Source organism: Terriglobia bacterium (assembly GCA_035712365.1).
GTDB lineage: Bacteria > Acidobacteriota > Terriglobia > UBA7540 > UBA7540 > SCRD01.
Map to the genome: position 1 here is coordinate 17,902 of DASTAW010000039.1, position 15,926 is coordinate 33,827.

The following is a 15,926-nucleotide window of genomic DNA, read 5'->3' on the forward strand; positions in this document are numbered from 1 at the left end:
CTTCTGGAGTCCAAGGTGCGCAGGGTTGTCATAACAGGGCTGGGGGTTTTTTCCTCCACGGGCAAGAACAGGGAAAGCTTTTTTGGGAACCTGGTGCAGGGCCGGTCAGGTGTGCGGCCCATTTCCCAATTTGATTCTTCCCCCCTATCCATTAAAATCGCAGCCGAAATTCCCGACTACAATCCAGACGACTACTTCCCTTCCAAGCGCCAGGACATGCTGGACAAGTTCGCGCAATTCGCCCTGATTGCGGCGGGCGAAGCGATGGAAAGCAGTGGCCTCACGGTCCGCGATGAGGAACGTTGCCGCTTTGGGGTGGTTATGGGTTCCGGCATGGGCGGGGCAGGAAGCTATGACGCCGGCTATCACAATCTTTACGTAAAGCAGGTCACCCGCCTGCACCCCTTCACCATCCCGCGCATCATGCACAATGCTGCCACCTCACACATTTGTATAGAGTTTGGCGCGCAGGGGCCGGCGCTGGCAACTGCCACGGCGTGCTCGTCGTCTGGCCACGCGATCGGGGAGGCGTTCCACCTCATCAAGTTTGGAATGGCAGACATGGTGCTTGCCGGGGGGGCTGATGCTCCCATCACTTACGGTGTGATGCGCTGCTGGGAGGCGGTGCGGGTGCTGGCTTCGGGAAACGGCAACCCTGCCACAGCCTGCCGGCCTTTTTCGGCGGACCGCAAAGGAATGGTGATCGGAGAAGGTGCAGGCGTTCTTCTGCTGGAGGAACTGAACCACGCCCTTGAGCGCGGCGCCACCATTTACGGCGAACTTGCCGGCTGCGGCATGAGTTCTGACGCTTCCCACATCACCCAGCCCTCGGTGGACGGCCCGGTACGCGCCATCCGCATGGCGCTCGATGAAGGCGGAATCAACCCCGAGGAGATTGATTACATCAACGCCCACGGGACTGGAACGCGCCTCAATGACGCCGTCGAAACCCAGGTGATCAAGGAAGTCTTCAATTGCCACGCCAGAAAGCTGGCGATCAGTTCCACGAAATCAATGCACGGACACGCCATGGGCGCAACGGGCGCGATTGAGTTTGTGGCCACCGTGATGGCGGTTGAGCGCGGAGTGGTTCCGCCCACCGCGAATTACACTGAGCCTGATCCCGAGTGTGATCTTGACTATGTTCCCAACGTGGCGCGGGAAAAGCGCATTCGTGCCGCGCTTTCGAATTCGTTTGCGTTTGGAGGCTTGAACGCCGTGCTGCTGCTGCGGCGCTGGGAGTGACGGCCTACTTTTTCGCCGCATTTCAGGCACGGTCTTTCTGGAGCGGGAATGGAAATCAGGCGCATCGCTATACTGACGCTCAGCGCGGGCGCTGGCGAGTTGCAGGCAAGTCGCGCCATACATCAGGCCCTTCACGACGGAGCGGACAACGTAGAGGCCCGGACGATTGATCTTCTGGATCTCGCCGAGCCCTGGTTCCGCCGGTCTTACGCCTATCCTCGCTGGCTGACGATGCGGCGCGCTCCGGCGGTGTGGCGCAAGCTGTTCGAATGGCGCCAGAGGAAACGGCTTGTGAAGATGTTCCCGGACAGCCTCATCAGGCGCGGTTGCGAGCGGGGTCTAAACCGCCTCAGGCTATTCCGGCCGCACCTGGTGATCGCGGCAGAAACGGGGGCCGCCAGGCTGGCTGCGCTGGGCCGGCGCGAAGGATGGTTTGATGCACCAATCCTGGCCGCCCATACGGCCTTCTGCGCCGAGCCGGTGTGGGCCGAAAATCAGATTGACGTTCACTGCGTGGGGAGCGAACAAGCCAAGGGCCAGTTGATTTCCTGGGGCGTCTCAGCGAACCGAATCGTAACCTGCGGCGTGCCTGTCGATCCGGCCTGCGCGCTCAGCTTCGATCGTGCTGAACTCCGCCGGGCGTTTGGCCTGCACCCGAGCCGGCCCGTGGTGCTGGTGATGGGAGGCGGAATCAGGCCCGCTCCACTCGACCTCATCATCCAGAATCTCGAGATGTCCCGGCACCCCATCCAGGTGCTCGCCTTGACGGCGCGAGACTGCGATCTGCGGCATCGGCTCGACGCGATGCGAGGGCGCCTGGCGCTTGACCTGCACGTCTTTGGCTGGTCAGAGTCCATCCCGGAGCTGATGGCGACGGCAGATCTGCTGATCACCAGGCCGGGAGGCCTTGTAACTTCTGAAGCTCTGGCGGCAGGTTTGCCTATGGTCCTCGGCTTCCCGGCCCCTGGGATGGAGGAGGCGCACCTCAGGTTCCTGTTGGAACGAAACGTGGCGGTTGCGGCTAAAAGCGCTGAAGAAATTACGCGGCTGGTTTCCGGCCTCCTCGATGATCCGAAACGCCTCCAGGCGTTGAGCGCCCGCGGGCGGGAAATGGCGCGGCCTGATGCCGCTTATGCCGTGGCACAGGTTGCCAGAGCCCTGCTCGAAAAGGCTACGTACATCGATTTGCTGGCGGCCCCTGTGCCGGCTTCCGGTGAATCGGCATACCTGATGTAAGTTGAATGCGCTGGAAGGCTCGGGAGGGATTGAAGGCAGAGGAGCTTGCGCGTCGGATTGGGTCGGGCGATGAAATTTCGACTTCCTCCCGCCACCGGGCCCAGACGCCCTGCCTTCGTTTGAAATTGCATGGTTGGTGATCTGCGGAAAATTGTTGAACGAGGGGTGATCGGCGGCTCGATCCCCCGGCTTGTCCGCTGGGGCAGGTCTCTTCCGCCTGGGCTCATCCGAAAGATCCAGATGGACGGCTTCCGGCGCGTGGTTCGCTATGCCGCCGCACGCCAGAAATTCTTTGCAAGGAAGCTCCAGCAGGCGGGGCTGCGAGTGGACCAGATCCATCGACCGGAAGACCTTGGAGATATCTTCACTACTCCTGAAGACATCCGCAACCTGCCCGCCGAGGATTTCCTTTGCAGGGAGCCCGAATCTGTGTTTGAAACCACGGGGACTTCCGGCGGGCCCAAACGGGTTTACTTTGGCTATGACGAGGTGGATTTTTCTGCGCGCTATGAAGCAGCGGCCTTTTATGAAAACGGCGTGCGCCCGGGAGACCGCGTGGTTTGCACGTTTGACGCGGGATACTGGATCAGCAGTTGGGTGACTTATCTGGCCTGCAAACAACTGGGGGTTTTCTGCTCTGCGGTCGGCAAGCCGCAGCCGGCGGAGGTCTATGACCGCCTGGCGAATTATCACTACAACGTGATTGTGGCGGACCCCACCTGGCTGGTGAGCCTGAGCGAAATTGCTGAAAAGAAGGGAAGCTTTCCCCTGAAGCTGATCTTTGCCGCGGGCGACCGGATGACCGACGCCTACCGCGATTACGTCCAGCAGATCTGGAATGCGCCGGTGATTCTGGGCTATGGTTCCACAGAAATGGGCGGCGGCGCCGGAATGGAGTGTCTTGCGCGCAACGGCTATCATGTTGACGAGTTCAACCTGATGTTTGAGATTCTCGATCCTGACCCGGACGGCTATGGCGAACTGGTAGTCACAACCCTGTCACGCCGCACCATGCCGCTGGTCCGTTACCGGGTGCGCGACATTACGCGCTTTCTTGACGGGACCTGCCGTTGCGGGACGACAGTGCGGCGTATCGCGCGAATCCGCGGCCGGCGCGACGAAATGGTGGTGATGGGCGCCGGAAATATGTACCCGGAGATTTTTGAAAAAGTTCTGTGCGACGTGCCGGGGCTTTCAGCCAACTGGCAGGTGGCCGTGAGGCAGGAAGGGCTGCACGACGTCCTGGAGTTCCGGTTGGAACTGTCCAACGGGATCTCCACCTCGGTGGTAGAGGACGCGGTCAGGAGAAACCTGGAGGCGCGCTATCCGGACGTATGGGCCAATCAGGTTTGCGGGATGTACAGGCTGGCCTTTCGATTTTCCTCCTCCGGCACGCTCGTCCAGGGGCGAAAGTGCAAGCGCCTGGTGGACGAGCGCGGGGAGTAGGACAGGGCCCAAAAAGCAGGCGGAGCCTTGGAGCGTGCAGGAGGGGTCAATCTGACGACAGCCTGCCCAATGGCCCTCTGTTGCACCTATCGGAGGGAAGGGAGAAAGGCTTGAGGGGAAAATCTTTGGACAACGGCCGGGGCGAAAGGGCGGTCCGCAAGCCGGTGGTCTTTTCCGACTTTGACGGAACGATTACGCGCCTGGACGTGACCGATGAAATCCTGGAGAAATTTGCGGACCCTTCCTGGCAGGAAGTCGAGGAGCTGTGGCTCCGGGGCGACATCGGGTCAAGGGAATGCTTTGAGCGGCAGGCGGCGCTGGTGCGCGTGACGGCAAAGCAGTTGAACGCCCTGGTTGATGCTATTCCCCTTGACCCTGATTTCCCGGCGTTTTATCGCATCCTGAAGGCCTGGCATCTTCCCTTCTACATTGTCAGCGACAGTTTTGATTATGTCATCCGGCGGGTGCTGAAGCGGGCGGGGGCTGATGGTGAATTGCGGAACGGCCGCCATCTGTTTTCAACCGGAATGCGACTGGAGCGCGGCAGAATGCGGGCGATATTCCCGCACAGCGATCACGGCTGCAATCACGGCTGCGCCACCTGCAAACCGGCCATCATCCGCCGCATCCGAAAAAGGCAGCAGCCGGTCATCTTTATCGGCGACGGCCTTTCCGACCGTTTTGCGGTGGAGGTTGCGGACGTGGTGTTTGCCAAAAATGAACTGCTGGCCTACTGCCGCGAGCGCGGCATGGCCTGCCGATCGTTTGAAACTTTTGGGGATGTGCAGAAGGAATTGGGCGAAATGCTGGCGGCCGGATCGCTTGAGCGTGACGCCGCGGTGAGCGCCGCGACTTAGTAGATTGCTGATAAACGTCAAGATGTCATGCTGAGCGAAGCGAAGCATCCCCGTTTTTGCCTGAAAATAAATGCCGAGATTCTTCGCGGAGTTTACCCTGAGCCTCTTCGACTTCGCTCAGGGCCGTTCGCAAAATGAGGGCGAACGGGCTCAGAATGACAGACGTAAGGGACCTTTTCAGTAATCTGTGAAGAGCCCGATTGGGATTCGCTCTGAGCCTAGCGAAGAACATTACAGGCGCCTCACGCCAAGACGCCAAGGCGCAAGGACCGAACCGTTGTGAAGGGAAACTGGATCATGTCATTGCCGGACACCACAACCAGGGCTGCGGAACTGCTGGAGCTTGAGCGCCGATACTGCTCGTTTGGCGACACCGTACACTACCTCGATCCGCCCAAGGTCTTCTCGAACTGTGCGGGCTCTTACCTTTACGACGAACAGGGCACTCCCTACCTTGACCTCCAGATGTGGTATTCCGCGGCGAACTTCGGCTACAAGAACCCCCGGTTGAATGAAGCTCTCAAGCGGCAAGTGGACCGCCTGCCCCAACTGGCCTGCCAGTATCTGCACCCGGAAAAAATTGAAGTGGCGGCGCGCATCGCGCAGTACTGCGAAAAGCGTTTTGGCGTGAAGGGCCGCGTCCACTTCAACGTGGGCGGCTCACAGGCCATTGAAGATTCCCTCAAGCTGGTGCGCAACGCCACCGGGAAAAATCTGATGTTCGCCTTCATGGGCAGCTATCACGGGCGGACGCTGGGCGCCACGGCCATCACTTCCAGCTACCGCTATCGCCGCCGCTTCGGACATTTCAGTGACCGCGCGCAGTTTGTTTTTTATCCTTACTGCCACCGCTGCATCTACGGGCTGAAGCCGGACACCTGCGGCCTCTATTGCGAGGAGCAATTCGAGAAGCTGTTTGACTCGGAATACTTCGGCGTGTGGGACGCGAAGGCCGAAGCCTCGGAGTTCGGCGCGTTCTACATCGAGGCGGTGCAGGGAACGGGTGGATACGTTATTCCGCCCGCCGACTATTTCAAGCGCCTGAAAGAAACCTGCGACCGGCACAAGATCCTGATTGTGGATGACGAAATCCAGATGGGTTTTTACCGCACGGGTAAATTTTGGGCGATTGAGAATTTCGGCATCACGCCGGACATCATCGTTTTCGGCAAGGCACTGACGAACGGCTTGAACCCGATTTCGGGCGTCTGGGCGCGCGAGGAACTGATTTCGCCGGAGGTGTTTCCTCCCGGTTCAACGCACTCGACGTTTTCCGCCAATCCCTTGGGCACGGCCGTCGCGCTCGAAACGCTGAAGATGCTGGAAGAAGAGGATTACGAAACGATGGTGAACGAGAAGGGGGCCTATTTGCTGGCCGGGCTGCGCGAGCTCGAAAGGCGGCATCCGCAATCGATTGGGCAGGTGGATGGGCTGGGCCTGGCGCTGCGGATTGAAGTCTCGAAGCCGGACCGCATCACTCCTGACCGCGAGTTGACAGACCGCATCTTCGCAGAAGGTCTTACCGGAAATCTCGAAGCCGGCGGACACAAAATGGGCCTGGTGCTGGACGTGGGCGGTTACTACAAAAACGTCTTTACGCTGGCGCCTGCTTTCTCCATCACGCGCGAAGAAATGGACCTTGCCATCGAATTACTCGACCAGTTGTTTAGCCGCTGCACGAAAAAGTAGTTCCTGGAAACGCTATAAAAGCAGAGCATCCCACGCAAAGGCGCCAAGGCGCAGAGGGACGCAGCGGAGCCACGACAAGCAGTGGCACGGCCGTCCCGGCCGTGTTCATGGGCGCGGCACCCCTGCCACGCCGGCCAGCACGTCTCCGAGCTTCACGTCACCCAATCAAGCTCTCTTTCAAGTCCTGCCTCTGATCTGACGATTCACCTCGTGCGCCGGGCACGGGCTGCGCGCCAGAATCTCGAAGCCCGGGCCGCCGCCGAGGGGCCATTGAAACATTTCGGGATTTTTTCCTGGCGGAGCCGTTGCACCGTATGCGGAGATGCTTTTTCAAATGCTGCCCGCGCAGGCCTGCTGATGATGATCTTTGGGACGCTGGCCGCCGGAGCGGCTGAACATCCGAAAAGCGCTTTTGCCCCACCTTCCCATATCGGGTATCCATCGCTGCCGCTGGCCTTTGAGCAGAACCGCGGGCAGACGAACTCCACTGTGAAATTTCTGGCGCGAGCGAGCGGCTATGCGCTGTTCCTGACCGAGCAGGAAGCGGTGATGTCGCTCGAACGGAGCCTCGCGAACTCTCGCCGGCCATCTTATACCGCAGGCCCAGCCGGCCCCGGCGATCACCATAGAAACATCCGGAGAGATATTCTCCGCCTCAGGTGGGTGGGAGCCAATCCTGCGCCCCGGATTGAAGGCCGGGGCAAGCGAGCCAGTAGAAGCAACTACCTGATCGGCAACAATTCGGGAAAGTGGGTGAAGGATGTTCCGGAGTATTCCGGGGTGGAATACCACGACATTTATCCCGGCGTTAACCTCGTCTATTACGGTGACCAGCGGCAGCTTGAGTTTGATATCGATTTAGCGCCGGGTGTCGATCCGGGCTCCGTCCGGCTGGAGATTACCCGCGACGACCATCGGCCTGCAAGGGTGCGCATCAATACGGATGGGGCGCTCGTTGTCGAGACTCGTGCCGGCGGCGTGCGGTTTATGAAGCCGGTTGCCTATCAGCCCGGCGGCGACCACGGGAAGGGGAAGCATTTCCTGGCCGCTCGTTACGTGATGGAGAACGGCGGAGTGGTTGGCTTTAACGTCAGCGGCTACGATGCCTCGAAGCCACTGGTGATCGATCCGGTGCTGGCTTATTCCACTTATCTCGGCGGCACGGATTACAATTACGCCACCGGCATCGCGGTTGATGTTTCCGGTTACACATACATCACGGGCTACACCAGTTCAGTTGATTTTCCGGTCAGCGGCGGCGTCCAGGGCGTCTTTGCGGGCGGAGGCTGCGACACCGAGGTCAACACTGCTCCCTGTTTTGACGCCTTTGTCACCAAGCTCAACCCGCAGGGAACTGCGCTGGTTTATTCCACCTACCTTGGCGGTACGGGCGACGACGAGGCTGTTCGCGTCGCGGTCGATTCCTCCGGCCAGGCCTACGTTGCTGGATTCACTGACTCGCTCGATTTCCCCACGGCCGGCCCGCTGCAGGGTTCGAATGGAGGCGGCGCCTGCGGCACCACGGCCTACCCGGCCGCCTGCTATGACGCCTTTGTTGCCAAGCTGAATGCGTCGGGATCGAACCTGGTCTATTCCACTTATCTTGGCGGGACGGGCGACGATTTTGCCAGCAGCATCGCGGCGGATGCAAACGGCAACGCCTATGTCGGCGGGCTGACTTCCGCCTCGAATTTCCCCGTCACTTACGGCGCGCTGCAGACGAGTTACGGCGGGGGAGCGTTTGACGGCTTCGCGGCCAAAATTGATCCGACGGGAAGCAGTCTCATCTATTCCACTTACCTCGGTGGCAGCGGGGAGGACCACGTCAATGGGATTGCCATCGATTCTTCAGGTGATGCCTATCTTACCGGGCAGACAAACTCCGCAAACTTTCCGGTGAAGGGAGGCTCGCAATACACAGCAGCCTCGTGCGGATCGGCCCTGAGCAACGCTCCGTGCTTCGAGGGCTTCGTCAGCGAATTGAGTCCAACCGGCGCAGCGCTGATTTATTCAAGCTATCTGGGCGGAACAGCGGCCAGCTATGGGTCCGGCATTGCGCTCGATTCTTCCGGCGCTGCCTTTGTGGCCGGCTGGACAACTTCCAGGGACTTTCCCGTTACGCAGGGAGCTTACGACACGGCCTGGGGCGGCGCCAACGAAGCCTTTGTGGCCAAAATCGCTCCAGGCAGCGGAGCCATCGCCTACGCGACTTACGTGGGCGACATCTACCCCGACCAGGCGAATGCCATCGCGGTGGACGGCAGCGGAAACGCCTGGGTAGCTGGCTTCACCTACGGCGGAAAGTTTCCGGCGGCATCTCCGCTGCAGGCGGCAAGCGGCGGCCTCTATGACGCAATTATCAGCGAGATTAGTCCCACGGGTTCCACTCTGCTTTTTTCCACCTATCTCGGCGGAACAGGCGATGACTCCGCCAACGATATTGCGCTCGATTCATCCGGCAACGTCTACGTAGCCGGGGACACGTTTTCGACCGATTTCCCGGTGACTACCTCAGCCGTGACCACCGGCTACACGGGCGGCTCATACGACGCCTGGATTGCGAAAATCGGCGGCCAGAATGCCGCAGGTCTGACAGCGACGCCAAATCCACTGGTTTTTGCCGGGCAGGAGATCAACACCGCCAGCCCGCCTTCGACCCTGAAGATTGGCGACGCCGGCAGCGTCGCACTGAGCATTTCAGGAATTTCCGTGACGGGCGATTTTGGCGAGACCAGCCAGTGCGGGCCAACCGTGTCCGCGGGCACCCAGTGCATCATTAATGTGACTTTCAAGCCCACGGCCACCGGGAAGCGGACGGGCACACTGGTGATCAGCGACAGCGCCGCAGGCAGTCCTCACACAGTTCAGTTGAGCGGGTATGGATCGAGCGGAGCGGTGAGTCTCTCGGCCTCCAGCCTGGATTTTGGTTCCGTCGTTGTGGGCGCGGCCAGTACGAAAACGGTAACGCTGACTAACCCGGCGCAGTCGCCGCTCGATATTTCCAGCATCCAGGCGGGGGGAGATTACACGGAGTCGAACAATTGCGGCAGCGTAGTAAACCCTGGCGCGAGTTGCACCATCAGCGTCAGCTTTAGGCCCTCGGCGGTGGGGACCAGCGTGGGAACGGTAACCCTCACGGACGGCGGTCTCGGTTCGCCGCAGTCCATCACCCTGACCGGGACTGGCGTGCCGCCCTTTTCGCTCTCAGCAAACCCCACTGTGGAAACCGTCCTGGTGGGGACCGGCCAGGTGCAGTTCACCGTGTCCGCCTCAGCAGGCGGTGGGTTTGCCGGCTCGATTGTTCTCGGCTGCACGAATATTGCGCCCGCTACCTGCGCTTTCAATCCGGCCACGATTGTTCCCGGCCAATCCAGCACGCTCACGGTCGGCAACCTGAGCGGGCTGGCCTCCTCTTTGCTTGATTTTGCAGTGACGGGAGCCGCTGATGTGTCTTCCCCGTCCACCTCGGGTGTCGGCACATTGGATTCCAGCTCGATGACGGCGGTGCTCGCTCTGACGGTGCAGATTGCGGACTTCGCGCTCGATGTCTCGCCGGAGGGCAGCTCGATTCAGGCCGGACAGTCCGCGACTTACACCGTTACCATTACGCCGCTGAATGGGTTCAACCTGCCCGTGTCTCTCGGCTGCACCGGAGCGCCCTCGGACGCCACGTGTGCTTTTTCGTCCTCCACTTTACAGGTGACCGCTTCCGGCCCTGTCCAGGACACCCTCAGCGTGCGGACAACCGCGCGGTCACTGGTTGGTCCTCCTTCCGGCGGCTGGCGGTGCGGGCCGATTTCGTGGTTGGCATTGCTGGCGTGGATCGTGCTGGCCTTCGGATTCTCTGCAACGTCCGGCCGGGGGCGACCGCGCGTGGCCGTCCTCAAGATGGCCTCGGCTGTGCTTCTGATTTCGCTTGCGCTGACTTCATGCGGCGGTGGCGGAGGAGGCGGCGGCGGAGGAGGTGGTGCGCCCACACCACCCAAAACCGGGACGCCAGCCGGGACTTATACGCTGGAGATTACCGCCACGGCGCAATCGTTGAGCCACTCCAGCCAGATCACTCTCCTGGTGAAATGAGATGATCTTCGCCATCCTGAGGAGTCGGCGCTTTCATATTTTCATTCTGAGACCGGTTTCTGGCTGAAGAAGCAGCTTTTCATTACGAACGTTTTTGAGAAACGTGAAAGCGGGTTCCTCGTCGTCCCCGCCTAGGCGGGGCGCCTCCGAATGACGGGGCGTGGATGGAAATGGCGGGAGGTGCGCATCCGGCGAGGATGGCGGAACCACGCCAGATGATTGCAAATATCTTCAACCTTCTCTTGTCCCGGACCTTGGCTGCCGATGTAGTAAGAGATTGAGAGGCATCGTCAGGGAGCATAGCTGATGGCATGGAGGAAATCGAAGAAACTGGTGGGCCTCGATATTGGCTCGAGTTCGGTGAAGGCCGTTGAACTGGCCAGGAAGGGTGCGGGCTATGAGCTGGTGAGCCTCGGCATCGAGCCGCTTGGGCAGGACGTAGTGGTTGACGGTTCGATTATGGATGCTCTGCTGGTCTCTTCCGCCATCAAGAAGGTGGTCGCTGAAAACAAGATCAAGGTGAAAGAAGTTGCCACCTCGGTGTCCGGCCATTCCGTGATTGTGAAGAGGATGACGGTGAGCGCCGTGGGAGAGTCTGAGGTGGCGTCCGCAATCAGTTACGAGGCGCAGCAGCACATTCCTTTTGACCTGGCCGACGTCAACCTCAGCTACCAGGTGATGGGGCCGGCGGCGGCAGGCGGCACGGATGTCATGATGGTGGCGGCGAAACGGGAAAAAATCCTGAACCACACCAACGTCCTGAGCCAGGCCGGCAGGATTCCGGTGGTGGTTGACATTGACGCGCTGGCCCTGCAAAACGCCTTTGAGGCGAATTATGACCCGCAACCCGGCGCCCTGGTGGCCCTGCTGAACATCGGCGCCAGCACCATAAACATCAATATTCTGCGGGACGGGACGCCGCTTTTTACGCGCGACGTTTCGGTGGGAGGCAACCAGTACACTGACACGCTGCAAAAGGAACTGGACCTGAGTTTCGACGATGCCGAGCGCCTGAAGCAGGGGCATTCGCTTCCAAATCTCTCCGCAGACGCCGCGGCCCCTCATTTGCGTGCGGTGTCGGAGATCCTGTTGCTGGAGATCCATAAAACCGTCGATTTTTTCCGGCAGACAACCTCGCAGGAAAACATCCAGGCGATTTACCTGGCCGGCGGCGGCGCGAAAGTGGCCGGCCTACTGGAGCTGTTAAAGCAGGAATTCGATGTACCGATTGAAGTCATGGATCCCTTCCGGCGGGTGAACATCAACCCGGCACGGTTCGATGTGGGCGGCACAATGGAAGTCGCGCCTCGGCTTTGCGTGGCGATGGGGTTGGCCCTGAGGAGTTTTGACTCGCCATGATGAAGATCAATCTGCTGGGGCATGACCTCCCGGAGTCCCGGCTAGCGGCGGGTCCGTCAGAGTCCGCGCGCCAGACCCTGGTGTTTGTCGTCGCCCTGGCCGTTTCGATGAGCACTGTGGGATTTGTTTATTACTACTGGAGCCATCAGATCACCGAGGCGCAGGCCGCGCTTGGACGCGAGCAGGTCCGCCAAAAGGAGCTGGGGTCCGTCCGGGCCCAGAACCAGGAATACCAGAGGCAGCTCAAAACTTTGGAGGAACGCATTCAAACCATCCAGAAGCTCCAGGCCCGGCGCCAGGGTCCGGTTGACTTGATGGAAGGATTGGGGGACAGCGTGAACCAGACCCGGGACCTCTATCTCTTGCAGGTTGCCCCCGAAGGAAGCATGTTGCACATCCGTGGGGAGGCTGGACGCGTTGCGGCTATTGCACAGTTCATCCGGGCCCTGGCGAGTTCACCACGGTTTACCGAGGTTAAGCTGAAACAGTACTACCAGGACAATCAGAATGGGCGCGTCAATTTCAAATTCAACCTGGACTGCTCCTACGTCCCGCCCGGCTCGGCGGACCAGACGGCCGCCGGGAAACCAACCCTGGCAGCCCTTCCGCCGGGGAATGGAAGGTAAGCGATGAGGTGTCATGGCCCTGAAATTTGACGAGTTGCCGTCGGCCATCCAGGCTGCGGTTCTGGTGGTTGTGGCCGTTGCGCTGGCCGGGACCCTTTTCTGGTACTTCGTCCTTCCCAAGTCAGACCAGCTCGAAAGCCTTCAGCAGCAGGTGAAAAGTTTGAGGGCGGAAAACGACCGCAATGAAGCCTTCAAACGTCAGCAGACGGAATACGTCAACCGGATTGCGCAGCTCAGCGAGCAGCTTGAGACCCTGCAGTCCATTGTGCCCGACCAGCCTTCGACGGATGTGTTTGTCCGGTCGATTTATGACACCGGCGCCGCGAGCGATGTTTACATCCGTACTTTCATATCGGAGCCTCCGGTGAGCAGGGAGCTTTATGTCGAAATGCCCTTCCGGGTCCATCTGGACGGCGCCTACTACCGATTGGTGCAGTTCTTCGACCGCCTGGCGCACGATGAGCGGATTGTAACGGTATCCGACCTAGCCCTGAGTGGACCGGAGGGGGGCGGGATGGGCACCTACAAAGTGTCGCCCGGCGAGACGGTGGGGGCCAATTGCGTGGTCACAACCTATTACAACCGTCCCGCACCCGACTCGAATGCCACAGCAAAGCAGGCGCCGAGATAGCGGGGTTTGCGATGACACTCAAGACGAAACCATATTCGTGGCCGGGCCTCCCTGTGCTCCTGCTGGCTGCGGCGATGATCACGTTGCCGGCAGGTGGATCCGCCGCCCACTCCGGCAGCCAAGATGACGTCAGCCGGCCCGCCCGGTCTCGGACGGCTCCCACCGCCATCAGGACCGAGCCAGCGCGGCAGAGCCGGGAGCGCGCGGTCACAGAACGACCCGTCACGAGCTACGTCGCGGGTAAGCGCGACCCCTTCGAAGCTCCGCCTCCACCCAACGCCGATGGCGGAAGGGACGGTCCGTATGGCCCCTTGCCGGCGGGAATCAGGGGCCTGGTGATTGGGCAGCTTCGCCTGGAAGGGATTGTGCGTGACGAGGAATCCGGAATGATGATTGCGGTGGTGACGAACCAATCCAACCTGGCCTACTTCCTCCATCTTCACCAGGAGGTCTACAACGGCGTGGTGAGCAGGATCACCCCGGAAGCGATCTTTTTTCAGCAAAAATCTCTGGACCCCGGCGACCGGCTGGAAGCCCGGCAAGTAATTCTGAGACTGGGTTCTGAGCGGCAGGAGGAAAGATGAAGCGAAGCTCCCTTTGCGTGCTCTCGGCAATTTTCGCCATGCTAGTTCCGGCCCGGGGGCCCGTGATGCAGGGCAACACGCGATCTTCCAGGTCCCCGCTCAAGGATGTTACTGGCGCACAAGCTTCGGCGCGCTTGAACGAGATTGCCGTAACACCTTCTCAGGCAGCCCCGCTTCTGAGCCGGTTGACCGGCATTTCGATTCAAACGGCGGATGGTGGCCGGGGCGCCGCCATTGAGGTGAAAACCAGCCGCCCTACAGAATACCGCGTCATGCGCGTGGGTCAACCGGACCGGCTTGTCCTGGATCTGGAAGGCGCAAAGAATGGGACGGACCGCTGGAGATATACTTCTGGTTCGCCGCTGCTGGAACGTGTCAGGTTGGGAAGGTTCAGTCCTGAGTATGGAGGCGTCATCCGCATTGTTGCGGACCTTCGAGGCAGTCCCGCTTGCAGCGTTCGCCGGCAACCCTCCGGATTCCGAATCGAGCTGCTGCCGAAAGGCGGCACTTCGAACCGAGACTCGACGCAGGCTGCGAATGCAGTTATGTCGCCGCAGAAGCATCTGGCGACGGTCATGAAAACGGCCCCTTCCGTTGCGAAAACCGCCGCGGAGCCACATGCATTGAAAGAGGAAGTTAAACCTGTGCAGGCAAAGTCTCGGACAACGGGCTTTCTGGCTGCCCCGTCGAAGCCGCTGCGCCAGGGGACGCTGGTCGCGGCACAGCAACCCCCAACGCCCGCCGCCGGCAACCCGAGACAACCGAAAGAACAGGAGCTTGCGGGTGCTGCTCACGCGGAACAAGCTGCGAAAGTCGTGGCTGCCACTCAGGAGCCGGCTGTCAGCCGCGCAGAAATTCCGGTTACGCAGAACTTGGAACCGCAGGATGGGCCGAAGTACACCGGCAAGCGGATTTCCCTGAACTTGAAGGGAGTGGACATCAGAGACTTTTTCCGGCTGGTCCACGAAGTGAGTGGTCTGAATATTATTGTTGACCCCGACGTTTCCGGCAGCGTGACCGTCGTCCTCGATGATGTGCCCTGGGACCAGGCCCTGGATCTGGTGCTGAATAACAACGGGCTTGGCGACCGGCTGGAAGGGAACGTACTGCGCATTGCCAGGCTCTCCACTCTGACCAGCGAACAGGAGGAAAGAAAAAAGTTGGCGATGGCAAGGGAAGATTCGGCGCCGCTGACTACCGTTTTCCGTCCTTTGAGCTATGCCAAAGCAGCCACCATCGCAGCGCTGCTGAAGACCTGGATTGGTGGCGGAGCGTTGAGTCCACGGGGAACCGTGCTTGTGGATGACCGCAGCAACACCCTGATTATTTCAGACATCGATTCGCACGTCCCCAGGATCGAGACGATCGTCAGCAAGCTGGACAGGAAGGCCCGGCAGGTTTCAATCCAGGCGCGTATTATCCGGGCCACTTCAGATTTTGCGCGGAACCTTTCAACCGCGCTTTCGTTCGCGCAGAGGAACGGTTCGGGGAGCTTTGGGACGGGCGGCGCTACGGGCAATGGAGTTTCCGGTGAGCCGCTCACACCGGCCACGGTGACAACATCACCGGCCACCGGTTTCGGCGTGTTTGTGCTTTCCAACCTGGGCGCAAATTACGCGATCAGCGCCGCGATTGCCGCGGCAGAAACGCACGACCAGGCCAAAACAATCTCACAGCCCTCCATCGTGACGCAGAACAACGTCGAGGGGACGGTCATTCAGGGGACGCAGATTCCCATCCAGACGACGATCAATAACACCATCAGCGTTCAGTATGTGCAGGCGTCTCTGCAGTTGAAAGTTACTCCCCAGGTGACGCAGGACGGCAACGTCTTCCTGACCATTGACGTCGAGAATTCCACCCCCGGCCCGGCGCTGACACTCGCCGGCCCAACCATCAATACGCAATCCGCCACCACCCAGGTGCTGGTGCCGGACGGGGGAACGGTGGTGTTCGGCGGCGTCACGGTCCACACCAAGTCGAACTCAGCCACCGGCATCCCCTTGCTCGATGGCATCCCGGTTCTCGGACACCTCTTCAAGAGCACGAACTCGCAAAGCAATGACCAGGAACTGCTTTTCTTTGTCACACCCAAAATCCTGAGCTAGTGTAGCCGTCAGAAATCTTGGTTCATGTAGCGCCCACCTTTAGGTGGGCAGGCGCCGAGCTAAAG

11 protein-coding genes are annotated in these 15,926 nt (G+C 60.3%); all 11 read left to right on the plus strand.

Features of this window, described 5'->3' with window-relative positions; genetic code table 11:
• Positions 1-15 precede the first annotated feature (15 nt).
• The 11 genes from fabF to pilQ all read left to right on the plus strand — a co-directional run bounded on the left by fabF (position 16) and on the right by pilQ (position 15,861).
• Entirely contained in the window at positions 16-1,245 is a 1,230-nt protein-coding gene (fabF, locus tag VFQ24_11355) for a beta-ketoacyl-ACP synthase II (GenBank protein HET9178942.1), read from the plus strand.
• A gap of 48 nt (positions 1,246-1,293) precedes the next feature.
• Positions 1,294-2,481, plus strand: coding sequence for a glycosyltransferase (locus VFQ24_11360; GenBank protein ID HET9178943.1), 1,188 nt, complete (start codon positions 1,294-1,296; stop codon positions 2,479-2,481).
• Positions 2,482-2,610: 129 nt separating this feature from the next.
• Positions 2,611-3,927 carry an AMP-binding protein gene (locus tag VFQ24_11365; protein ID HET9178944.1) on the plus strand — a complete coding sequence of 439 codons (1,317 nt, stop codon included), beginning with the start codon at positions 2,611-2,613 and terminating at the stop codon, positions 3,925-3,927.
• 110 nt (positions 3,928-4,037) lie between these two features.
• Entirely contained in the window at positions 4,038-4,784 is a 747-nt protein-coding gene (locus VFQ24_11370; GenBank protein HET9178945.1) for an MtnX-like HAD-IB family phosphatase, read from the plus strand.
• Positions 4,785-5,081: 297 nt separating this feature from the next.
• Positions 5,082-6,473: an aminotransferase class III-fold pyridoxal phosphate-dependent enzyme gene (locus VFQ24_11375; GenBank protein ID HET9178946.1), complete on the plus strand. Its 1,392-nt coding sequence runs from the start codon at positions 5,082-5,084 to the stop codon at positions 6,471-6,473.
• 357 nt (positions 6,474-6,830) lie between these two features.
• A complete protein-coding gene (locus VFQ24_11380; GenBank protein ID HET9178947.1) occupies positions 6,831-10,553 on the plus strand; it encodes an SBBP repeat-containing protein in 3,723 nt (1,240 codons plus the stop codon).
• Between the two features lie 306 nt (positions 10,554-10,859).
• A complete protein-coding gene (gene pilM / locus VFQ24_11385; protein ID HET9178948.1) occupies positions 10,860-11,912 on the plus strand; it encodes a type IV pilus assembly protein PilM in 1,053 nt (350 codons plus the stop codon).
• Complete coding sequence (locus VFQ24_11390) at positions 11,909-12,538, plus strand: PilN domain-containing protein (protein HET9178949.1); 630 nt, start codon at positions 11,909-11,911, stop codon at positions 12,536-12,538. Before pilM ends, VFQ24_11390 begins: the two co-directional genes overlap by 4 nt.
• A gap of 13 nt (positions 12,539-12,551) precedes the next feature.
• A complete protein-coding gene (pilO, locus tag VFQ24_11395; protein ID HET9178950.1) occupies positions 12,552-13,169 on the plus strand; it encodes a type 4a pilus biogenesis protein PilO in 618 nt (205 codons plus the stop codon).
• 11 nt (positions 13,170-13,180) lie between these two features.
• On the plus strand, positions 13,181-13,753 hold the full coding sequence (locus VFQ24_11400) for a hypothetical protein (protein ID HET9178951.1): 573 nt from the start codon (positions 13,181-13,183) through the stop codon (positions 13,751-13,753).
• A complete protein-coding gene (gene pilQ / locus VFQ24_11405; protein HET9178952.1) occupies positions 13,750-15,861 on the plus strand; it encodes a type IV pilus secretin PilQ in 2,112 nt (703 codons plus the stop codon). Before VFQ24_11400 ends, pilQ begins: the two co-directional genes overlap by 4 nt.
• Positions 15,862-15,926 lie beyond the last annotated feature (65 nt).